This window comes from Xanthomonas sp. NCPPB 2933 (assembly GCF_056725225.1).
Genome location: NZ_CM161518.1, coordinates 2,468,996 through 2,488,706 on the forward strand (window position 1 = coordinate 2,468,996; position 19,711 = coordinate 2,488,706).

The window sequence follows — 19,711 nt, forward strand, 5'->3', positions numbered from 1 at the left end:
CCGCGCCGCCAGCGCGGGCCGGGGCGCGAAGCGGGGGTTGGGGTGAGGGTGCGGGCGGAGCCACGTGCATTAACTTCTCTCATGTGGCTTTGCCCGTACCCTCATCCGGCGCTGCGCGCCACCTTCTCCCGCAGGGAGAAGGGAATAAGATCATGCTCGCTTCCAGCGTACGCCTTGCGGGGTGTCTTCCAGCACGATGCCTTCGTCGGCCAGTTGCTTGCGGATGGCGTCGGCACGGGCGAAATCCTTGGCTTTCTTTGCCGCATTGCGCTCTTCGACCAGCGTGGTGATGCGCGCATCGTCGCCGGCATCGGTGCCGCGCGAGAACCATGCCGCCGGGTCTTGCTGCAGCAAGCCTAGCGCCAGACCTGCGCCAAGCAGATCGGATTTGGCTCGGCGCAGCGCCGCAAGATGCTCGCCGCTTCGTTCGCTGTCCGGCCCGCCCGCCGGTGCCAAATCGTGCAGTGCCCGGCTGGCCTCCTTTGCAAGCTTTGCCAGTGCTGCAAGCGCCAGCGGTGTATTGAGGTCATCGTCCAGCGCAGATTCCACATCGCCAGGAATCGTGGTCGGCTGTGTTGTGCCGACGCCTGCATCGGTTTCCACAGCTGCCAGATCGCGCAACGTGCCATACAGCCGGTCCAACGTGTTCTTGGCCTGCTCGATCAAGCCATCCGACCAGTCCAGCGGCTGCCGGTAATGCGCGCTCAGCAGCGCGTAACGCAACGCCTCGGGCGGGTGTCGGGCGATCAGGTCGTGCACGGTCTCGATGTTGCCCAGCGACTTGCTCATCTTGGCACCGCTGAAGTTGAGCATGCCGTTGTGCAGCCAGAACCGCGCAAACGTGGCTCCGCCATGCGCGCATTCGCTCTGCGCGATCTCGTTCTCGTGATGCGGGAACTGCAGGTCCACGCCGCCGGCATGGATGTCGATGGTCGGGCCCAGGTGCGCGGCAGCCATCGCCGAGCATTCGATATGCCAGCCCGGGCGGCCGCGGCCCCAGGGCGAGTCCCAGCCGGGCAGCTCGTCGCTGGAGGGCTTCCACAGCACGAAGTCGCCGGGGTCGCGCTTGTACGGCGCCACGTCCACGCGCGCGCCGGCCAGCATTTCGTCCGGATCGCGGCGCGAGAGCTTGCCGTAGTGCGCAAAGCTGGCCACCGCGAACAGCACATGGCCTTCGGCGGCATAGGCATGCCCGTTGGCGATCAGCTGCTCGATCATCGCCACGATCTGCGGAATATGCGCGGTGGCTGCCGGTTCGATGTCCGGGGGGACCACGCCGAGCGCGGCCATGTCCTGGCGGTAGATCGCGGCGAAGCGGTCGGTGATGGTCGAGATCGGCACGCCCTGCGCCTGGGCGGCGGCGTTGATCTTGTCGTCCACGTCGGTGATGTTGCGTGCATAGCGCAGCGCGCCATAGCGGCGGCGTAGCAGCGCGGCGAGCACATCGAACACCACCGGGCCGCGGGCGTTGCCGATATGCGCGTAGTTGTAGACGGTGGGGCCGCACACATACAGGGTGGGGCTGGTGGGATCGAGCGGCGCGAACGGCTCGACCCGCCGCGTCAGGTTGTTGTGCAGGCGCAGGCTCATCGGCATCTGGAAAAGGGTAACTGCACGATTCTAGCCGGTCGCGGCGGCTAGGCGAACCAAACCCCAGGCGATGGCATGTCATGGCCGGCACTCGCAATCGGATGGGTTGCGTTCAGCCCCGGAGATCGCAAGCTCCATACACTTACGTACTGCCTGGCGACGCCTTCTCTGGTACTGATGCGACCTTCCCTGTTCTTCATGCTGCTGTGTGTGTTTGCCTGGCAGGCACTGGCGGCGCATGCGGCAGAGCCTGACCCCAAGAACCGGGTCGTGGTGATCGAGAACGTGAAGCTGGATTACGCGCAGGTGCTCAACGTGGAGCCGGTCTACCAGACCTTGCGCGCCACCCGCATCGAAGAACAGTGCGAGGCCGAGCAGATTGCGCCGGTCGCCGCTGCGCCTGCGGTAGACGACGAGGGCCGGATCAACCGGATGGTCGATTCGGTCAAGGAGATGTTCTCCCGCCGCCCCGAGCTGCCGTCTGCACCGGTGGCGGTGCCGCCGACCAGCACGCGGCGCAATTGCCGGGTGGTGGAAGTGCCGCGCGAGTTCCGGCGGCCGATCGCCTTCGATGTGGACTACGTTTACAAGGGCACCAAGTACCGTTCGCGGCTGCCGGAAGATCCGGGCAACCGGCTGCGTATCCGGGTCTCGGTGACCCCGTACATTCCCGACGCCATCGTCGCGCCTCCGCGATGACGCGCGCAGCGGTTGCGCCGTGCGCGCATGCATGCGAGGATTCGCGCCCTATGCACGCAAACGCCTTTCAGCACGACACCAGCGCCGCCCGGATGGCCTCCGGCATGACCTCGCGTGCCCGCCGACCGGAATCCCACATTTTCGCTGGGTGACCCGGGCGTGTTGCTGTCCGTTGTTGAAAACCCAGCCTCAAGGCTGGGTTTTTTCGTTTCAGGCGTCATAAAAGTTTCAACCGCAAGAAACGCGCATGTCGCGCACCCCGTCGCTCCTGGCGGACCACGCAGCAGAAGCACGCAGCACAAGGATCGATCGATGTCACTGAAGCACTTCTTGAACACCCAGGACTGGAGCCGCGCCGAACTGGATGCGCTGTTGACCCAGGCCGCGTTGTTCAAACGCAACAAGCTGGGAAGCGAGCTGAAGGGCAAGTCGATCGCGCTGGTGTTCTTCAACCCGTCCATGCGCACCCGCACCAGCTTCGAGTTGGGCGCGTTCCAGCTGGGCGGACATGCGGTAGTGCTGCAGCCGGGCAAGGATGCCTGGCCGATCGAGTTCAACCTGGGCACGGTCATGGACGGCGACACCGAAGAGCACATCGCCGAAGTGGCGCGGGTGCTGGGCCGCTATGTCGACCTGATCGGCGTGCGCGCGTTTCCCAAGTTCGTCGACTGGTCCAAGGACCGCGAGGATCAGGTACTCAAGAGCTTTGCCAAGTATTCGCCGGTGCCGGTGATCAACATGGAGACCATCACCCACCCGTGCCAGGAGCTGGCGCACGCGATGGCGTTGCAGGAACACTTCGGCACGCAGGATCTGCGCGGCAAGAAGTACGTGCTGACCTGGACCTATCACCCCAAGCCGTTGAACACCGCGGTGGCCAATTCCGCGTTGACGATCGCCACCCGCATGGGCATGGACGTGACTTTGTTGTGCCCGACGCCGGACTACATCCTGGACCCGCGCTACATGGACTGGGCGGCGCAGAACGTGGCCGAAAGCGGCGGCTCGCTGCAGGTCAGCCACGACATCGACAGCGCCTATGCCGGCGCCGATGTCGTGTATGCCAAGAGCTGGGGCGCGCTGCCGTTCTTCGGCAACTGGGAGCCGGAAAAGCCGATCCGCGACCAGTACCAGCATTTCATCGTCGACGAACGCAAGATGGCGCTGACCAACAATGGCGTGTTCTCGCACTGCCTGCCGCTGCGTCGCAACGTCAAGGCCACCGACGCGGTGATGGATTCGCCCAACTGCATCGCCATCGATGAAGCCGAGAATCGCCTGCATGTGCAGAAGGCGATCATGGCTGCCCTGGTGGGCCAGGGCAGCCGGGATTCGTGATTCGTGATTGGGGATTCGCAATAGCGAACCCCGCTCCCGATCCAACTTAGTCAACTTTCACAGAGAGCCCCCATGTCGCAGCAGACCGCTTCCACCAATCCCGAATCCCCACTTTCTAATCCCGGCACCAAGAAGGACATCGTCCTGGCGTTCTCCGGTGGCCTGGATACCAGCTTCTGCATTCCGTATCTGCAGGCACAGGGCTACGCGGTGCACACCGTGTTCGCCGATACCGGCGGCGTGGATGCCGAAGAGCGTGACTTCATCGAAAAGCGTGCGGCTGAACTGGGTGCCGCCAGCCATGTCACCGTCGATGGTGGTCCGGCGATCTGGAAGGGCTTCGTCAAGCCGTTCGTGTGGGCGGGCGAGGGCTATCAGGGCCAGTACCCGTTGCTGGTGTCCGACCGTTACCTGATCGTCGATGCCGCGCTCAAGCGCGCCGAGGAACTGGGCACGCGCAGCATCGCGCATGGTTGCACCGGCATGGGCAACGACCAGGTGCGTTTCGATCTGGCAGTGAAGGCGTTGGGCGACTACCAGATCGTGGCGCCGATCCGTGAAATCCAGAAAGAGCACACCCAGACCCGCGCCTACGAGCAGAAGTATCTGGAAGAGCGCGGCTTCGGCGTGCGCGCCAAGCAGCAGGCCTACACCATCAACGAGAACCTGCTCGGGCTGACCATGTCCGGCGGCGAGATCGACCGTTGGGAAGCGCCGGGCGAAGGGGCGCGCGGCTGGTGTGCGCCACGCAGCGAGTGGCCGGTGGAGCCGTTGAACGTCACCTTGAAGTTCGTCGAAGGCGAGGCGGTCGCGCTGGACGGCAAGGCATTGCCGGGCGAACAGATTCTGGCCCAGCTCAACAAGCTGTTCGCGCCCTACGGCGTGGGCCGTGGCGTGTACACCGGCGACACCGTGATCGGCTTGAAGGGCCGCATCGTGTTCGAAGCGCCGGGCCTGATTTCGCTGCTCACCGCGCACCGCGCGCTGGAAGATGCAGTGCTGACCAAGCAGCAGAACCGCTTCAAGCCGGACGTGGCGCGCAAGTGGGTGGAGCTGGTGTACGAAGGCTTTTATCACGACCCGCTCAAGACCGACATCGAGGCGTTCTTGCAGTCCTCGCAGTCCAAGGTCAACGGCGAAGTCACGCTGGAAACCCGCGGTGGCCGCGTCGATGCGGTGGCCGTGCGCTCGCCGCATCTGCTCAACACCAAGGGCGCGACGTATGCGCAGTCGGCCGACTGGGGCGTGGAGGAAGCCGAGGGGTTCATCAAGTTGTTCGGCATGAGCTCGACGTTGTATGCGCAAGTAAACCGCTGACGTTTGGAGTCACGTATGCAAAGCCCCTCTCCCGTCGGGAGAGGGGTTGGGGTGAGGGTACGGAGCGAAGCTCTCGCGATGTTCAGTGCACGAAGCTTCGCCCGCACCCTCATCCGCCCCTTTGGGGGCACCTTCTCCCGGTGGGAGAAGGGTGGCTTCGATGAGATTTACGAGCCGTTTGCGCACCTTCCTTACTTCCGCTTAGCCGCTGCTTCGGACCCTCGATCAAACCGATATGACCGATCTACTCGCATCCACCCTGACGCACCTGGAAACGCTGGTGTCCTTCGACACCCGTAATCCGCCGCGTGCGATCGCTGCCGAGGGCGGCATCTTCGATTATCTGCGTGCGCAGTTGCCTGGTTTCCAGGTTGAGGTGATCGACCACGGTGCCGGCGCGGTGAGCCTGTATGCGGTGCGTGGAAAGCCCAACTACCTGTTCAACGTGCATCTGGACACGGTGCCGGATTCGCCGCACTGGAGTGCCGATCCGCACGTGATGCGGCGCACCGACGATCGTGTGATCGGGCTGGGTGTCTGCGATATCAAAGGTGCGGCGGCGGCGCTGGTGGCGGCGGCCAATGCCGGGCAGGGTGATGCGGCATTCCTGTTTTCCTCCGACGAAGAAGCGAACGACCCGCGCTGCATCGCCGCGTTTCTAGCGCGTGGATTGCCGTATGAAGCGGTGCTGGTGGCCGAGCCAACCATGAGCGAGGCGGTGCTGGCGCATCGCGGGATCAGTTCGGTGCTGATGCGTTTCGCCGGGCGTGCCGGGCATGCGTCGGGCAAGCAGGATCCGTCGGCAAGTGCCTTGCATCAGGCGATGCGCTGGGGCGGAAAGGCGCTGGATCATGTCGAGTCGCTGGCGCATGCGCGTTTCGGTGGCTTGACCGGCTTGCGCTTCAACATCGGTCGCGTCGATGGCGGCATCAAGGCCAACATGATCGCGCCGGCAGCCGAAGTGCGTTTTGGCTTCCGTCCGCTGCCGTCGATGGACGTGGATGGATTGCTGGCCACCTTCGCCGGATTTGCCGAGCCGGCTGCCGCGCAGTTCGAAGAAACCTTTCGCGGGCCGAGCCTGCCGTCCGGCGATATCGCGCGTGCAGAAGAACGCCGCCTGGCCGCGCGCGATGTGGCCGATGCGCTGGACCTGCCGATCGGCAACGCGGTGGATTTCTGGACCGAGGCCTCGCTGTTTTCCGCTGGCGGTTACACCGCGTTGGTGTACGGCCCCGGCGACATCGCACAGGCACACACCGCCGACGAATTCGTGACGCTTGCGCAGTTGCAGCGTTACGCCGAGTCGGTCCACCGCATCATCAACGGCGCGCACTGACCGCTTTCACTAACGGCTCGTACCAAAGCCGCATTCCGCGCCTGGCGCGGCCATTCCTCTCTTCGATCACGGCAATGTCCCTCTCCGCACAGCCCCACAAACAGACCCGCCAGACCATCGTGCGCCTGCTTTCGAGCATGGCCAGCGCCAAGGAAATCAGCCAGTACCTCAAGCGTTTTTCGCAGCTCGATGCCAAACGCTTTGCGGTGGTCAAGGTGGGCGGCGCGGTGCTGCGCGATGATCTGGACGCGCTGACCTCGTCGCTGTCGTTCCTGCAGGAAGTGGGGCTGACCCCGATCGTGCTGCATGGCGCCGGCCCGCAGCTGGATGCCGAACTCTCTGCGGCCGGCATCGAGAAGCGCACCGTCAATGGACTGCGGGTGACCTCGCCTGAAGCCCTGGCGATCGTGCGCAAGGTGTTCCAGGCCTCCAACCTCAAGCTGGTCGAAGCGCTGCAGCAGAACGGTGCGCGTGCGACCTCGATCACCGGCGGCGTGTTCGAAGCGCAGTATCTGGACCGCGACACCTATGGCCTGGTCGGTGAGGTCAAGGCGGTGAATCTGGCGCCGATCGAAGCGAGCCTGCAGGCCGGCTCGATCCCGGTGATCACCAGCCTGGGCGAGACGCCAAGCGGGCAGATCCTCAACGTCAACGCCGATTTTGCCGCCAACGAACTGGTGCAGGAACTGCAGCCGTACAAGATCATCTTCCTCACCGGCACCGGCGGCTTGCTGGATCCCGATGGCAAGGTGATTGATTCGATCAACCTGTCCACCGAGTTCGATCACCTGATGCAGCAGCCGTGGATCAATGGCGGCATGCGGGTCAAGATCGAGCAGATCAAGGATCTGCTCGATCGCCTGCCGCTGGAATCGTCGGTGTCGATCACCCGGCCGGCGGATTTGGCCAAGGAGCTGTTCACGCACAAGGGCTCGGGCACGCTGGTGCGGCGTGGCGAGCGCGTATTGCGTGCGACCTCGTGGGACGAACTGGATCTGCCGCGCCTCACCTCGCTGATCGAATCCAGCTTCGGCCGTACGCTGGTGCCCGATTACTTCAGCAACACCAAGCTGCTGCGTGCCTATGTCAGCGAGAACTATCGCGCCGCGGTGATCCTCACCGATGAGGGCATGCTGGGTGCCAGCGCGCTGATCTATCTGGACAAGTTTGCCGTGCTCGACGACGCGCAAGGCGAGGGCCTGGGCCGCGCGGTGTGGAATGTGATGCGCGAAGAAACCCCGCAGCTGTTCTGGCGCTCGCGTCATAACAACCAGGTCAACATTTTCTATTACGCCGAGTCCGACGGCTGCATCAAGCAGGAAAAGTGGAAGGTGTTCTGGTACGGGCTGGAAAACTTCGAGCAGATCCAGCACTGCGTGGCGCATTGCGCGACGCGTCAGCCGACGCTGCTGGGCTGAGCACGATGGCGTCCATCACCTTGCCACCGCGCTGGCGCGAGTTGCCCACACTACGCGGCCAACACGTAACGCTGGAACCGCTGCAAGCTGCGCATGCCGTTGGTTTGCGCGCTGCGCTGGGCGACGGTGCGTTGTCGCGGCTGTGGTACACCGGCGTGCCGGCACCGGCGCAGGTGGACGACTACGTGGGCGCGGCGTTGGCTGCGCAAGCCGACGGGCTGGTGCTGCCTTACGTGGTGCGCGATGCGGCCGGTGAGGTCGTCGGCTGCACGCGCTATTACGGGCTGGATGCGACCGTGCCCAAGCTGTCGATCGGCTACACCTGGTACGCGCCGCGCGTGCAGCGCAGCGGCGTCAATACCGACGCCAAGCTGCTGCTGTTGCAGCATGCCTTCGAAACGCTGGGCTGTTGGAGCGTGGTCTTCGAAACCAGTTGGTTCAATCACACCTCGCGCGCGGCAATCGCGCGGCTGGGCGCCAAGCAGGACGGGGTACTGCGCAACCACACCCGCCACGCCGACGGCACACCGCGCGATACCGTAGTGTTCTCCATCATCGATACGGAATGGGCCGGGGTCAAACGCCACCTGCAGTTCCGCCTGGAAGCAAACGCATGACTGTTCAAACAACGACCATCGGCATCATCGGCGCCCGCGGGCATACCGGTTCGGAATTGATCAAGCTGGTGGCGGCGCATCCGCACCTGCGGCTGGTGTTCGTGTCCTCGCGCGAACTGGCCGGGCAAGCTGTGGCCGGCCACAACGATGCCTATCAGGGCGAGTTGCGTTACGAGAGCCTGGATGCCGATGCGGTGGCCGCCAAGGCCGCCGATGTGGTGATCCTGGCGCTGCCCAACGGCAAGGCAGAGCCGTTTGTCGCGGCGATCGATGCGGCCAGACCGCAGACGGTGTTGATCGACCTGTCGGCCGATTACCGCTTCGATCCGGCCTGGTATTACGGGCTGCCGGAGTTGACGCGCGGAAAGTACGCCGGGCAAAAGCGCATCAGCAACCCGGGCTGCTACGCCACCGCGATGCAGCTGACGATCGCACCATTGCTCGATCAGCTGGCAGGCCCTCCACAATGCTTTGGCGTCTCCGGCTATTCCGGCGCAGGGACCACGCCCTCGGACAAGAACAACCCGGAGTTGCTGGCCGATAACCTGATGCCGTATGCGCTGACCAACCACATGCACGAGCGCGAAGTTTCCGCGCAGCTCGGCGTGCCGGTGGAGTTCATGCCGCATGTGGCGCCGCATTTCCGCGGCCTCACCATGACCGTCAACCTGTGGCTGCAGCAACCGCTGACGCGCGAGCAGATCCAGGCGCGCTACACGCAGCGTTATGCCGATGAGCCGCTGATCGAAATCGTCGACGAAGCGCCGTGGGTCAGCCACATCGCCGGTACGCACGGCGTGCAGATCGGCGGCGTGACACTGGCACCGGGCAACAAGCGCGTGGTGGTGGTGGCGACGCTGGACAACCTGCTCAAGGGCGCGGCCACGCAGGCGATGCAGAACCTCAACCTGGCATTTGGCTGGGACGAATTGACTGCGATTCGTTGATGCAAGTCCCTCGCAAGCGCCCGCACATCCATGTGCGGGGATTCAACTGGACGACTTATTTCGAGACGCTTTCCGATGACCAATCTGTTGTGGCAAAAACCCGGTTTGGCAGTGGACGCCAAGATCCAGCGCTTCCTGGCCGGCGACGACGTCATCCTGGACCGCGAGTTTTTCCTGTACGACATCGCTGCCAGCAAGGCGCATGCGCAGGGGCTGCAGCACATCGGCATCCTGTCGCTGCAGGAACTGGGCGGGCTGAGCGAGCAACTGGATCTGCTGGCCGATGATTTCCGCAGCGGCGCGTTCGTGCTCGATGAGCAATACGAGGATTGCCATTCGGCGATCGAGGCGCGCCTGACCGAGCGCCTGGGCGATGCCGGCCGCAAGATCCACACCGGACGCAGCCGCAACGACCAGATTCTGGTCGCCACGCGGCTATGGTTGAAGGACAAGCTGCAACGTGTGGCCGAGCTCAGCGCGGAGATCGCCAAGGTGGCGCTGGACCGCGCGCAAGCCGAGGCCGACCTGCCGGTGCCGGGCTATACGCATATCCAGCGTGCGGTGGTGTCGTCGGCCGGCATGTGGTGGGCAGGCTGGGCAGAAGCCTTTATCGACAATGCACTGCGCGCAACCGACACCTTGCGGTTGGTGGACAGCAATCCGCTCGGCACTGCGGCCGGTTACGGCGTCAATCTGCCGTTGGACCGTGCGCATACCACTGCCGAGCTCGGCTTTGCGCGCCTGCAGGTCTCGCCGATCTACGCACAGCTCTCGCGCGGCAAGTACGAACTGGCTGCACTCGAAGCGCTTGGCAGCGCCACCCTGGACTTGCGCCGTATTGCCTGGGATCTGTCGTTGTTCACCAGCGGCGAATTCGCTTTCGTCGCGTTGCCGGCGCAATACACCACCGGCAGTTCGATCATGCCGAACAAGCGTAACCCCGACGTCATCGAACTGATGCGTGCCACCCATGCCAGCATCGCGGCAGCCCGGACCGAAATCGAACAGTTGTTGTCGCTGCCGTCCGGTTATCACCGCGATCTGCAGAGCAGCAAGGGCGCGATCGTGCATGGCTTCGGGCGCGGCCTGGCGGCCCTTGAGCTGCTGCCGGCATTGCTGGCCAATCTGGAATGGCGCCCGGACAAGCTGCGCGCGGCGATCGATTCGGGCATGTACGCCACCGATGTGGCGGTGGAAGCGGCCGTGGCCGGTGTGCCGTTCCGCGAGGCCTACAAGGCGGCAGCGGAATCGTCCGACACTGCAGGGCAGGGGCGCACGCCGGAAGGCAGCCTTGCTGCACGCGTCTCGCCAGGCGCCGCCGCGGATCTGCAATTGGATGTCTTGCGTGCCCGTTGGGAGGCCTTGCGCTGATGGCCGTGATCAGCACCGAGACCGCAGAACACTATCCCTGGGGCGAAGCTTGCGAAGGCTGGCACCTGTTGCGCGACCCCAGCTTGAGCGTGCTCGAAGAACGCATGCCGCCAGGCGTTGCGGAGTCGCGTCATCGGCATAGTCGCGCACGGCATTTTTTCTATGTGCTGGCCGGTGAGGTGATGCTGCAACTGGATGGCGCGCAGCACGTGCTCGGGGTCGGGCAGGGCCTGGACGTGCCGCCTGGCACCACGCACCAGATGCACAATCTGTCCGATGTCGAGGCGCGCTTTCTGGTGATCTCGGCACCGCATGGTCGCGACGATCGTGCACCCACGACAGCACGTGCGAAGGACGTCAGCTGATGACCACGCGCTATCTGGTGCTGGCGATGCGCAAGCCGGATTTTCCCGCCGATGTGGTGCAGCCGCATCTGGATTTTCTCGCTGCATTGCGCGCGGCCGGGCAGCTCGAAATGACCGGTGGTTTCAGCGATCGCACTGGCGGTGCGTATGTGTTGGTCAATCTGGGCAGTCTGGAGGAGGCGCAGCAGATCGTTGCGCGCGATCCCTTGGTGCTGCGCGATGCCTCGACGTTGACCGTGTATGAGTGGAACACGCACTGAGCGTCTGGCTGCCATGACAACCCCTGCCGACATGCCGTCGTTGTTTACCGAGCAGCCGTTGCCGCCATGGCGGCGCGCGGTGCTCAAGGTCGGCAGCAGCCTGTTGGCCGCCGATGGTGGTGGCCTGTCGCCGCGGTTTGCGTTGGGCTTGGCGCAGTTCGTCTCGGCTAATCTGGCCATAGGCCGCGAGCTGGTGATCGTCTCTTCCGGTGCGGTGGCGGCAGGCCGCGCGATCCTGCCGAAAGCCGCCGAAGCCGGTGCACCGATCGCCGCGCGTCAAGCCTTGGCCGCGCTCGGCCAGGCGCAATTGATCGCGCTGTGGCAGCGCTTTTTCGAACGTCCGGTGGCGCAGGTACTGCTCACCCACGACGACCTGCGCAACCGCCGCCGTTATCTCAATGCGCGCGCCACCCTGGGCGAGTTGTTGCGGCTGGGCGCGCTGCCGGTGATCAACGAGAACGACACCGTGTCGGTGGACGAGCTCAAGCTGGGCGATAACGACAATCTCGCCGCGATCGTCGCCGCGCTGGTCGATGCCGATGCGTTGTTCATCGCCACCGATATCGATGGCTTGTACAGCGCCGACCCGCGCAGCAATCCGTTGGCGCGTCCTCTCGATGAGGTGTCCGAACTCACCGCCGAGGTGCTGGCGATGGCCGGCGGCAGCGGCAGCGGCGTGGGCACCGGCGGCATGCGCACCAAGCTGGAAGCCGCCGCAAAAGCCGGTGCTGCCGGCATCGAAACCTATTTGTTCAACGGCCGCAGCAGCGAGGTGGTGCGCGGGCTTGCGCAGGATCGCCTGCGTGGCACGCGCATCCACCCCGCACGCACGCGCATTGCCGCCCGCAAATACTGGCTGCGCCACGCACCGGTGGAGCCGGGCGCGATCCTGATCGATGCTGGTGCCGCTGCGGCGCTGACCGGAAAGGGCGCCTCGCTGCTGCCGGGCGGTGTGGCCGGTGCGCAAGGCGACTTCCGTCGCGGCGACATGGTGGAGATCCGCCTGCGCGAGGCCGATGGCGAGCGCTGCCTGGCGCGCGGTGTCAGCCAGTATTCGGCAGTGGATATCCGCCGCATCGCGGGCCGTCATTCGCGCGAGATCGAAACCGTGCTCGGTTACAGCTATGGCGAGAATGTGGTGCATCGCGATGATTTGGTGCTGTTGTAGCGGGGATTGGGGAGTTGGGATTGGAGATTCGCAAAAACATCTGTACTGCGTTTCCCAAACGTTGCCTCTGTGTCCCAACGACTGATTCCCTTGTGGTGATAAAACGGTGTCGCCCGCTTTTGCCAATCCCCAATCCCGACTCCCCAATCCCGGCCCCCAAATGACCATCAAAACCCTCGCCCTGCAATGCCGTGATGCCGCGCACGTGTTATCGCAACTGTCGTCGTCTGCCAAGCAGGCCTTGCTGGAGGCGATGGCCGCTGCGCTGGAACACGATACGGCGGTGATCCTGGCGGCGAATGCGCGCGATCTGGAGGCGGCGCGCGAGAAGGGCGTGGGCACTGCGATGCTCGATCGTCTGGCGCTGGACACAAAGCGCCTGGACGGGATTGCCGCCGCGTTGCGCGAGGTTGCGCAGTTGCCGGATCCGGTCGGGCAGATCACGCGCGAAGACGTGCGCCCCAACGGCATCGTCGTGCAGAAGGTGCGCGTGCCGCTGGGGGTGATCGCGATGATCTACGAGGCGCGCCCGAACGTGACCGCCGACGCCGCGGCGTTGTGCATCAAGGCAGGCAACGGGGTGATCCTGCGTGGCGGCTCGGAGGCGATTCACTCCAACACCGCGATTGCGCGCGCATTGCAGCGCGCATTGCGTGAGGCCAATGTGCCCGAGGCCGCGTTGACGCTGGTCGAGGACCTGCGCCGCGAGACTATGCTGGAGTTGCTGCAGCTCAGCGAGATCGTCGACCTGGCGATTCCGCGCGGCGGCGAAGGCCTGATCCGTTTTGTTGCCGAACACGCGCGCGTGCCGGTGATCAAGCATTACAAGGGCGTGTGCCATCTGTTCGTGGATGCATCCGCCGACGTGGACCTGGCCGTGCGTCTGTTGGTCGATGGCAAGGCCAGCCGACCGTCGGCCTGCAATTCGCTGGAGACCTTGCTGGTACATGCAGACATCGCCGAGCGTTTTCTGCCGGTTGCTGCGCAAGCGCTGCGCGAACGCCATGTGGAGCTGCGGGGCGATGCGGCAACGCGTGCATTGCTGCCCGATATCGCGCCTGCCAGCGATGACGACTATGCCGCTGAATTCCTCGATCTGATCCTGGCGATCCGCGTGGTGCCGGATCTGGACACCGCGCTGGCGCATATCCGCCAGTACGGCTCGGACCACACCGAAGTGATCGCCACGCAGAGCACCGCCAATGCCGAACGATTCGTGCAATCGCTGCGCTCGGCAGTGGTCATGGTCAACGCGTCCTCGCGTTTTTCCGACGGCGGCGAGCTTGGCCTGGGCGCGGAAATCGGCATCTCCACCACGCGTCTGCATTCCTACGGCCCGATGGGACTGGAAGCGCTCACGGTGGAGCGCTTTGTTGTGCGTGGAGAGGGGCAGGTGCGCCACTGAAATGGCATGCGTTGCCGGTGCACTCGTGTGGCGCTGTGCAGTGCAGCACCACTTGCCGACATCGACTCGATCACGTGGCCTTCTTTTCTCCTCCAAGCACCGTGCTTATCCATTCATCGCTTGTTGGGGAAACGAAGCCAGTTCCTGACAGCCACACCTGTTTCCCGGCGCGGTCCCACTTTTCCATCTTTTCTTTGAATTCGGCGGGATAGTCGTTTGCCATGCAGGCGATATTGCACCAGGGGTCGCAGACATAGATGTCCGCGTCCCAAGCTGTCATGTCCGAAGGCAAGATACCTGCGCCTGGCACTGGGCCGACGATCGCGGCGGTGTGCGCTGTTCCATTGAAGAAGGCAAGGCGTGCAATCTGGTTGTGATCTTGCTGCAAATAGTGGACGGCCAGGGTCGCCAGTTCACCGCAGTTGTGCGCGTTCCCATCCATGGCCGCCGACACCACATCCTCTTCCAGGTCATCCACCTGCTGTCGCATCCGGGCGATCTCTGCAGTCGCCCTGTGGATTCGAACGGCCTCCTCGAAGCCAGTGTTTTTCTTTTTGTTGCTCGATTTCAAGCGGGGCGCTTTGTAGTACTGGGCCCTGACGGACCGCATGACCTGGCTGACAGCCCTGAGGCTCGGCGAGAGCGGGCGCTGTCGTAAAGACGATCTGCTCACACTCCTGCTAGGGCTCACGCTGCTCAGTCCTGCCAGCACGCCACTTGTCTGGTCGGGGTTGTTGACATGCTGCTGCGTGTTGCCCGCCGGCGGCTGCCGGGCCGGAGAACTTTCGATATATGTGAGTCTTCCCGAATTGACACGATCGACGGAACCGCAAATACCCATGAATGAGCACCTGATTGTTGAAGGCCGCTTCATCATGCGCAAGAACATCCCTTTCGAAAAATGGAAGCGCGAAGCGACTGACTTGTGTGCGAATCGTGGGCATCAGCATCGCCTGCAGCATGCGATGCGCGACCAATGGAATACTGAGCGATACATGGACTGTGGTGGTTCAGATGCCTGGACGGCGCCTTGCGGTCAGTCTCCGTGTTCCCAGCCCGGCAACCACGACCTTTGACACTCCCCCGGCAGGCCGCCGTCTGCCTACAGTCGACGACTGCCCCCGCACTTTCGGAGTCGTCGATGCGCCGTTTTGCCGCCTGCCTGCTCGCCACCGCCATTGCTGCCGCCACCGGTAGCACGATGGCGCAAACCTCGCCGATGACGCCGGATATCACCGGCAAGCCGTTCGTGGCAGGCGACACCGCCAACGACTACGTCAAACGCGAGGTGATGATCCCGATGCGCGACGGGGTCAAGCTGCATACGGTGATCGTGCTTCCCAAGGGCGCGCGCAACGCGCCGATCGTGCTCACGCGCACGCCGTACGACGCCAGCGGCCGCACCGAGCGTCTGGCCTCGCCGCATATGAAGGACCTGTTGTCTGCAGGCGATGACGTGTTCGTGGAAGGCGGCTATATCCGCGTGTTCCAGGATGTGCGCGGCAAGTACGGCTCGGAAGGCGAGTACGTGATGACCCGGCCGCTGCGTGGCGCGCTCAATCCCAGCGAGGTCGACCATGCCACCGATGCCTGGGACACCATCGACTGGCTGGTGAAGAATCTGAAGGAATCCAACGGCAAGGTCGGCATGATCGGCTCGTCCTACGAAGGTTTCACCGTGGTGATGGCGCTAACCAATCCGCATCCGGCATTGAAGGTAGCCGCGCCGGAGAGTCCGATGATCGATGGCTGGATGGGCGACGACTGGTTCAATTACGGTGCGTTCCGCCAGGTCAATTTCGACTACTTCACCGGCCAGCTCAGCAAGCGCGGCAAGGGCGCCGGCATCCCGCGTCAGGGGCACGACGATTACAGCAATTTCCTGCAGGCCGGCTCGGCCGGCGACTTCGCCAAGGCCGCCGGCCTGGAGCAACTGCCGTGGTGGCACAAGCTCACCGAACACGCGGCTTACGACAACTTCTGGCAGGAGCAGGCGCTGGACAAGGTGATGGCACGCACGCCGTTGAAAGTGCCCACCATGTGGCTGCAGGGCCTGTGGGACCAGGAAGACATGTGGGGCGCCATCCACAGTTACGCAGCGATGGAGCCGCGCGACAAGCGCAATACGCTCAACTATCTGGTGATGGGGCCGTGGCGGCACAGCCAGGTCAATAGCGACGCCAGTTCACTGGGTGCACTGAATTTCGACGGCGATACCGCGCGCCAGTTCCGTCGCGATGTGCTGCGCCCGTTCTTCGATCAATACCTGGTCGATGGCGCGCCCAAGGCGAGCACACCGCCGGTGTTTATCTACAACACCGGCGAAAACCATTGGGACCGTCTGCAGGCCTGGCCGCGCAGTTGCGCCAAGGGCTGTTCCTCGACCAGCAAGCCGCTGTATCTGCAGGCCGGCGGCAAGCTGTCGTTCCAGCAGCTGGCGGCGGGGCAGGTGGGCTTTGAGGAGTACGTCTCCGACCCGGCCAAGCCGGTGCCGTTCGTGCCGCGCCCGGTGGATTTTGCCGATCGCAGCATGTGGACCACCTGGCTGGTGCAGGATCAGCGCTTCGTCGATGGCCGCCCGGATGTGCTGACCTTTGTCACCGAGCCGTTGACCGAGCCCTTGCAGATCGCCGGCGCACCGGAAGTGCATCTGCAGGCCTCCACCAGCGGCAGCGACAGCGATTGGGTTGTCAAGCTGATCGACGTGTATCCGGATGAGATGGCCTCCAACCCCAAGATGGGCGGTTACGAGCTGCCGGTGTCGCTGGCGATCTTCCGCGGCCGGTATCGCGAGAGTTTCAGCACGCCCAAGCCGCTCGCGTCCAATCAGCCGCTGGCGTTTCAGTTCGGCCTGCCGACGGCCAACCACACCTTCCAGCCCGGGCACCGGGTGATGGTGCAGGTGCAGTCCAGCCTGTTTCCGCTGTACGACCGCAACCCGCAGACCTATGTGCCGAATATCTTCTTCGCCAAGCCGGGCGATTACCGGAAAGCCACGCAGCGCGTTTACGTGAGCCCGGAGCAGCCGAGCTACATCAGTCTGCCGGTACGTTGAGCGCACGGGCGCCGCGCGCAGGCGGCGCCCACACGTCTTCCAGCAGCTGCGGGCGGCAGGCCACCCAGGCGGCGGCCAGCTGCACCAGCAGGCAGATGACCAGGAACACGAACGGCGACGTCCAGCCGCCATGGTGCGCGTGCAACCAGCCGAACAGGAACGGCCCCAGGCAGCTCACCGCATAGCCCATGCCTTGCGAGAATCCGGACAACGCTGCCGACCCGGCAGCGGTGCGGCAGCGCTGATTGACCAGCACCAGCGCCAGCGGAAACGTGCTCGGGCCCAAACCCAGCAAGGTCACCCAGAGAATCGGCGCGGCCAGCGGTGCCCACCACAGCCCGGCAAACGCGACCAGATGGCAGGCCGCGCACAGCAGCACGATCGGGAAGGGATTGCGCATGCGCACCGCCAGTGCCGGCATGGTCAACGCACCGACCATGCCCAGTGCCGCGAACAGCGCGACCATGGTGCCGCCGAATGCGGGCGAGGCGCCGGCTTCGCGCAGCAGCGTCGGCAGCCAGGTGAACATGGAATAGGTGATCAGCGAGGTCATGCCGAAGGTCAGCGCCATGCTCCATCCCAGGGCGGTACGTGCGACGCGGCCTTCGGCCTCGGTTGTCGGCGTGATCGGTGCAGGCCCGGTGGCCCGCAGGCGGCGATGGTTGGCGTACACCAACGCCCAGGCCGCAAACGCCAGCAATGCCGGCAATACCCACACCACCATCGAGCTGCGCCAGCCCAGCGCATCGGCCACCGGCACCGCCAGCAACGCGGGCAACAAGGTGCCGACCTGCAACACGGTGATGTACAGCGTGCTGACCCCGCCCACGCGATCGCCGAAATAGCGCTTCACCAGCGGCGGCAACACCACGTTGCCCATGCCCATGCCGGCCAGCGCAATCAGCGATCCGACCAGCAGGCCGGCGGTGTCCGGCAGCAGCGGTCGCAACACTAATCCGAGCGTGGCCAATGCCATCGACAACAGCGCAGTGCGCAGCAAGCCGAAGCGGCGCAGCAACGCGGGCGTTGCGACGCCGGTGAGTGCGAACGCAGCGGTCGGCAACATGCCGATCGCACCCATGGTGGGCGCGCCGAATGCGTACTCATCTGCGATGCGTTCCAGCAGCGGCGTCAACGAGGTGACCGCCGTACGCAAGTTGAATGCGGACAACAAAATGGCAGCCAGCACCAACCCGCGGCCACGCAACTGGGCAGACGAGGAAGCACCGGCAATGACAACAGACATGACAGACCATCCGCATTGCGCGCATCGCTGCGCCAACGCCTGAAAACACAAAACCGGCACGAGGCCGGTTTTGTGTTTTGAAACTGGTCGGGGAGACAGGATTCGAACCTGCGACCTCTACGTCCCGAACGTAGCGCTCTACCAGACTGAGCTACACCCCGAAGGAGCCGCGTATGTTACATACGGATTGCCGAATCGGCAAGCATCTGCGCGATTTATTTTACGGGCGCGGCTGACCACGCTCGGATTCGCGTGCTTCGAACCACATGCCGTTGAGCACCGCAGCCAACGCAGCCAGGCCGGTGCCGAGGATCCATGCGAAATACCACATCGTTGTTCTCCTTAAAATTGTTGAAGGGTGTGAGATGTCGAGCGGGTGCGGCAACGTGCTTGTGCACCAGTCGCAGCGGGCGCGCTCAATACGCGTTGGGATTGGCCGACAGTTCATCGGCCGTGACCTTGCCCTTGAGCACGCGGTAGACCCAGCTTGTGTAGGCCAGCACGATCGGCATGAACACCGCGGTCGCCAGCAACATGATCCACAGCGTCAGACGGCTGCTGGACGCATCCCACAGCGTCAAGCTCATGCGCGGTGCAGTGGAGGAGGGCAGCAGGAACGGAAACAGCGCAAAGCCGACAGTGAGAATGATGCCGACGATGGCGCAACCCGAAGCGATGAACGCCAGGCCGCCACGCCGCACACGCAGCAGCAGCGCATTCATCGCAAGCCCGACCAGACCGATCAGTGGTGCCATCAAGGTCGCCGGCATGCTGCTGTAGTTGTGCAGCCAGCCACCGGCAGCGGTGAGCGCGGCGGTCTTGGCCAGCGGATTGGTCGGCGCATTGGTGGCCAGGACCGAAGTCACCGCGTAACCAGGCAGACCCAGCGCGACCCATGCACCGGCTGCCGCAAACAGCGCCACCGCACACAGCGCGGCGATGCTGCCGAAACGCGCCGCACGCTCTGCCACCGGCCCATCGGTCTTGAGCACCAGCATCGCCGCCCCGTGCGCCATCAGCATCGCCACGCTGAGCAACCCGGCGAGCAGTGCGAATGGCGTCAGCAAGCCGAACAGATTGCCGGTGTAGTAAATGCGCATGCTGTCGTCGAAATGGAACGGCACCCCGAGCAGCACGTTACCGACCGCCACGCCCATGATCAGCGCCGGAATGCAGCCGCCGATAAACAACGCCCAGTCCCAGTTATTGCGCCAGCGCTGTTCGGCCAGCTTGCCGCGGAACTTGAAACCGACCGGACGCAGGATCAGCGCGAACAGAATCAGGAACATCGCCAGATAGAATCCGGAAAAACTCACCGCGTACAGCGGCGGGAACGCAGCGAAGATCGCGCCGCCGCCCAGGATCAGCCACACCTGGTTGCCCTCCCAGACCGGGCCGATGGTGTTGATCACCAGGCGGCGTTCGGCATCGTTACGGGCAACCAGCGGCAGCAACGTGCTGACCCCCAGATCGAAGCCGCCCATCACCGCGTAACCGGACAGCAAGACGCCCAGCAGCAGCCACCAGATCACGCGCAGTGTGGTGTAGTCGAGCAAGATGAAATCCATGGTGTTTCTCC

Annotated in this window: 19 protein-coding genes and 1 tRNA gene; 14 read left to right on the forward strand and 6 right to left on the reverse strand. The window is 64.2% G+C overall.

The features are described from left to right. Nucleotides 1-150: 150 nt before the first annotated feature. Nucleotides 151-1,590 carry a cysteine--tRNA ligase gene (gene cysS / locus AC1PLU_RS10125; RefSeq protein ID WP_481108358.1) on the reverse strand — a complete coding sequence of 480 codons (1,440 nt, stop codon included), beginning with the start codon at nucleotides 1,588-1,590 and terminating at the stop codon, nucleotides 151-153. Nucleotides 1,591-1,788: 198 nt separating this feature from the next. Here cysS and AC1PLU_RS10130 point away from each other — a divergent pair, with 198 nt between their 5' ends. The 12 genes from AC1PLU_RS10130 (at nucleotide 1,789) to AC1PLU_RS10185 (ending at nucleotide 13,831) form a co-directional block, all read left to right on the forward strand. After that, nucleotides 1,789-2,289 carry a hypothetical protein gene (locus AC1PLU_RS10130; RefSeq protein ID WP_043889250.1) on the forward strand — a complete coding sequence of 167 codons (501 nt, stop codon included), beginning with the start codon at nucleotides 1,789-1,791 and terminating at the stop codon, nucleotides 2,287-2,289. Nucleotides 2,290-2,601: 312 nt separating this feature from the next. Continuing rightward, on the forward strand, nucleotides 2,602-3,627 hold the full coding sequence (locus AC1PLU_RS10135; RefSeq protein WP_255085401.1) for an N-acetylornithine carbamoyltransferase: 1,026 nt from the start codon (nucleotides 2,602-2,604) through the stop codon (nucleotides 3,625-3,627). A gap of 72 nt (nucleotides 3,628-3,699) precedes the next feature. After that, a complete protein-coding gene (locus AC1PLU_RS10140; RefSeq protein ID WP_481108359.1) occupies nucleotides 3,700-4,944 on the forward strand; it encodes an argininosuccinate synthase in 1,245 nt (414 codons plus the stop codon). A 235-nt stretch (nucleotides 4,945-5,179) separates the two neighbouring features. Then, nucleotides 5,180-6,280 (forward strand): acetylornithine deacetylase, encoded by a 1,101-nt coding sequence (locus AC1PLU_RS10145; protein ID WP_104550738.1) that lies wholly within the window; start codon nucleotides 5,180-5,182, stop codon nucleotides 6,278-6,280. Between the two features lie 74 nt (nucleotides 6,281-6,354). After that, nucleotides 6,355-7,698: an acetylglutamate kinase gene (locus tag AC1PLU_RS10150; protein ID WP_481108360.1), complete on the forward strand. Its 1,344-nt coding sequence runs from the start codon at nucleotides 6,355-6,357 to the stop codon at nucleotides 7,696-7,698. 5 nt (nucleotides 7,699-7,703) lie between these two features. After that, on the forward strand, nucleotides 7,704-8,315 hold the full coding sequence (locus tag AC1PLU_RS10155) for a GNAT family N-acetyltransferase (protein ID WP_481108361.1): 612 nt from the start codon (nucleotides 7,704-7,706) through the stop codon (nucleotides 8,313-8,315). Next, nucleotides 8,312-9,262: an N-acetyl-gamma-glutamyl-phosphate reductase gene (gene argC / locus AC1PLU_RS10160; protein ID WP_481108362.1), complete on the forward strand. Its 951-nt coding sequence runs from the start codon at nucleotides 8,312-8,314 to the stop codon at nucleotides 9,260-9,262. Before AC1PLU_RS10155 ends, argC begins: the two co-directional genes overlap by 4 nt. Before the next feature lie 75 nt (nucleotides 9,263-9,337). After that, nucleotides 9,338-10,633 carry an argininosuccinate lyase gene (argH, locus tag AC1PLU_RS10165; RefSeq protein ID WP_481108363.1) on the forward strand — a complete coding sequence of 432 codons (1,296 nt, stop codon included), beginning with the start codon at nucleotides 9,338-9,340 and terminating at the stop codon, nucleotides 10,631-10,633. Beyond that, nucleotides 10,633-10,998: a cupin domain-containing protein gene (locus AC1PLU_RS10170; RefSeq protein WP_167393494.1), complete on the forward strand. Its 366-nt coding sequence runs from the start codon at nucleotides 10,633-10,635 to the stop codon at nucleotides 10,996-10,998. Before argH ends, AC1PLU_RS10170 begins: the two co-directional genes overlap by 1 nt. Beyond that, nucleotides 10,998-11,258, forward strand: coding sequence for a YciI family protein (locus AC1PLU_RS10175; RefSeq protein ID WP_006449417.1), 261 nt, complete (start codon nucleotides 10,998-11,000; stop codon nucleotides 11,256-11,258). Before AC1PLU_RS10170 ends, AC1PLU_RS10175 begins: the two co-directional genes overlap by 1 nt. Nucleotides 11,259-11,271: 13 nt before the next feature. Beyond that, nucleotides 11,272-12,426 (forward strand): glutamate 5-kinase, encoded by a 1,155-nt coding sequence (gene proB / locus AC1PLU_RS10180; RefSeq protein ID WP_481108364.1) that lies wholly within the window; start codon nucleotides 11,272-11,274, stop codon nucleotides 12,424-12,426. A gap of 160 nt (nucleotides 12,427-12,586) precedes the next feature. Continuing rightward, complete coding sequence (locus tag AC1PLU_RS10185) at nucleotides 12,587-13,831, forward strand: glutamate-5-semialdehyde dehydrogenase (protein ID WP_481108365.1); 1,245 nt, start codon at nucleotides 12,587-12,589, stop codon at nucleotides 13,829-13,831. Nucleotides 13,832-13,901: 70 nt separating this feature from the next. On the opposite strand, the gene AC1PLU_RS10190 is transcribed toward AC1PLU_RS10185, so the two are convergent. Beyond that, a complete protein-coding gene (locus AC1PLU_RS10190; RefSeq protein ID WP_481108366.1) occupies nucleotides 13,902-14,402 on the reverse strand; it encodes a hypothetical protein in 501 nt (166 codons plus the stop codon). Between the two features lie 268 nt (nucleotides 14,403-14,670). On the opposite strand from AC1PLU_RS10190, the gene AC1PLU_RS10195 reads away from it, so the two are divergent. Continuing rightward, nucleotides 14,671-14,907: a hypothetical protein gene (locus AC1PLU_RS10195; RefSeq protein ID WP_481108367.1), complete on the forward strand. Its 237-nt coding sequence runs from the start codon at nucleotides 14,671-14,673 to the stop codon at nucleotides 14,905-14,907. Between the two features lie 65 nt (nucleotides 14,908-14,972). Beyond that, nucleotides 14,973-16,886 carry a CocE/NonD family hydrolase gene (locus tag AC1PLU_RS10200; protein WP_481108368.1) on the forward strand — a complete coding sequence of 638 codons (1,914 nt, stop codon included), beginning with the start codon at nucleotides 14,973-14,975 and terminating at the stop codon, nucleotides 16,884-16,886. Here AC1PLU_RS10200 and AC1PLU_RS10205 read toward each other — a convergent pair. From AC1PLU_RS10205 to cydB, 4 genes are all read right to left on the reverse strand, one after another. Next, nucleotides 16,867-18,093 carry a CynX/NimT family MFS transporter gene (locus AC1PLU_RS10205; RefSeq protein WP_481108499.1) on the reverse strand — a complete coding sequence of 409 codons (1,227 nt, stop codon included), beginning with the start codon at nucleotides 18,091-18,093 and terminating at the stop codon, nucleotides 16,867-16,869. The two genes, AC1PLU_RS10200 and AC1PLU_RS10205, sit on opposite strands and share 20 nt — an antisense overlap. A 123-nt stretch (nucleotides 18,094-18,216) precedes the next feature. Beyond that, nucleotides 18,217-18,293 (reverse strand) — tRNA-Pro (locus tag AC1PLU_RS10210). A 59-nt stretch (nucleotides 18,294-18,352) separates the two neighbouring features. Then, nucleotides 18,353-18,463, reverse strand: coding sequence for a cytochrome bd-I oxidase subunit CydX (gene cydX / locus AC1PLU_RS10215; RefSeq protein ID WP_176339846.1), 111 nt, complete (start codon nucleotides 18,461-18,463; stop codon nucleotides 18,353-18,355). 85 nt (nucleotides 18,464-18,548) lie between these two features. Continuing rightward, a complete protein-coding gene (gene cydB, locus AC1PLU_RS10220; RefSeq protein ID WP_481093360.1) occupies nucleotides 18,549-19,700 on the reverse strand; it encodes a cytochrome d ubiquinol oxidase subunit II in 1,152 nt (383 codons plus the stop codon). Nucleotides 19,701-19,711: the final 11 nt, after the last annotated feature.

Bases quoted from the DNA above. Each gene is read 5' to 3' on its own strand.
- cysS (WP_481108358.1), bottom strand. From the start codon at position 1,590: ATGAGCCTGCGCCTGCACAACAACCTGACGCGGCGGGTCGAGCCGTTC.
- AC1PLU_RS10130 (WP_043889250.1), top strand. From the start codon at position 1,789: ATGCTGCTGTGTGTGTTTGCCTGGCAGGCACTGGCGGCGCATGCGGCA.
- AC1PLU_RS10135 (WP_255085401.1), top strand. From the start codon at position 2,602: ATGTCACTGAAGCACTTCTTGAACACCCAGGACTGGAGCCGCGCCGAA.
- AC1PLU_RS10140 (WP_481108359.1), top strand. From the start codon at position 3,700: ATGTCGCAGCAGACCGCTTCCACCAATCCCGAATCCCCACTTTCTAAT.
- AC1PLU_RS10145 (WP_104550738.1), top strand. From the start codon at position 5,180: ATGACCGATCTACTCGCATCCACCCTGACGCACCTGGAAACGCTGGTG.
- AC1PLU_RS10150 (WP_481108360.1), top strand. From the start codon at position 6,355: ATGTCCCTCTCCGCACAGCCCCACAAACAGACCCGCCAGACCATCGTG.
- AC1PLU_RS10155 (WP_481108361.1), top strand. From the start codon at position 7,704: ATGGCGTCCATCACCTTGCCACCGCGCTGGCGCGAGTTGCCCACACTA.
- argC (WP_481108362.1), top strand. From the start codon at position 8,312: ATGACTGTTCAAACAACGACCATCGGCATCATCGGCGCCCGCGGGCAT.
- argH (WP_481108363.1), top strand. From the start codon at position 9,338: ATGACCAATCTGTTGTGGCAAAAACCCGGTTTGGCAGTGGACGCCAAG.
- AC1PLU_RS10170 (WP_167393494.1), top strand. From the start codon at position 10,633: ATGGCCGTGATCAGCACCGAGACCGCAGAACACTATCCCTGGGGCGAA.
- AC1PLU_RS10175 (WP_006449417.1), top strand. From the start codon at position 10,998: ATGACCACGCGCTATCTGGTGCTGGCGATGCGCAAGCCGGATTTTCCC.
- proB (WP_481108364.1), top strand. From the start codon at position 11,272: ATGACAACCCCTGCCGACATGCCGTCGTTGTTTACCGAGCAGCCGTTG.
- AC1PLU_RS10185 (WP_481108365.1), top strand. From the start codon at position 12,587: ATGACCATCAAAACCCTCGCCCTGCAATGCCGTGATGCCGCGCACGTG.
- AC1PLU_RS10195 (WP_481108367.1), top strand. From the start codon at position 14,671: ATGAATGAGCACCTGATTGTTGAAGGCCGCTTCATCATGCGCAAGAAC.
- AC1PLU_RS10200 (WP_481108368.1), top strand. From the start codon at position 14,973: ATGCGCCGTTTTGCCGCCTGCCTGCTCGCCACCGCCATTGCTGCCGCC.
- cydX (WP_176339846.1), bottom strand. From the start codon at position 18,463: ATGTGGTATTTCGCATGGATCCTCGGCACCGGCCTGGCTGCGTTGGCT.
- cydB (WP_481093360.1), bottom strand. From the start codon at position 19,700: ATGGATTTCATCTTGCTCGACTACACCACACTGCGCGTGATCTGGTGG.